At 58.2% G+C, this 698-nt stretch carries 1 protein-coding gene; it reads left to right on the top strand.

Annotation, left to right across the window (positions count from 1 at the left end):
• Window positions 1-104: 104 nt before the first annotated feature.
• On the top strand, window positions 105-698 hold a 594-nt coding region (locus tag RVY79_RS16855), incomplete at its 3' end, for a LysR substrate-binding domain-containing protein (protein ID WP_317465623.1).

Here is a 698-nt window from a genome sequence, read left to right as displayed (position 1 = left end):
ACATTGATCCACCTCCGCCTGGTCAGCAGCGCGCATGCCGCTTAACGTGCGTGCGACCTCGGTGTTGATATTGGCTTCCGCTGATTGTCCGAACCACACGACGCATGAGCTTGACCCCGGAGGGCGAAGTGTTCCTTGAGCATGCGCGGCGCATCCTAGGAGAGGTTGATGATCTGCAGCAGTTGCTGACTAGTGCCAAAGGTACGCCACGCGGTCTGTTGCGCGTGAACGCAACACTTGGATTTGGGCGTATGCACGTTGCGCCAGTGATCGCGGAATACAGTCGAACTTATCCAGATGTCGACGTGCAGCTACAGCTGTCAGCGGATCCACCTCCACTCTCGGACGTCGCCTTCGACGTCTGCGTGCGCTTTGGTCAGCCACCGGATGCACGTATCGTTGCACGCCTGCTGGCCCCCAACCGCCGCCTACTGTGCGCCTCGCCCAAGTATTTGCGTGAACATGGAATCCCACAGACTCCCGCAGACTTGCAACGCCACAATTGCATTGGCATTCGGCAGGGAAGCGATGCTTACGGTGTGTGGCGATTAACTCCAATCAAGGGCGCCAAAGCGCGTACTGACGCTGTGCACGTGCGTGGCAATCTCACGACCAACGACGGAGAAATCGCGGTGAGTTGGGCACTAGATGGCCTCGGTATCGTGATGCGAGCGGAATGGGATGTTGAACGCTATTTG

It is taken from the genome of Chromohalobacter sp. HP20-39 (assembly GCF_033052815.1).
Taxonomy (GTDB): Bacteria; Pseudomonadota; Gammaproteobacteria; order Pseudomonadales; family Halomonadaceae; genus Chromohalobacter.
Note: the sequence above shows the minus strand (reverse complement) of the source record. Positions and strands in the feature narration are given on the sequence as shown.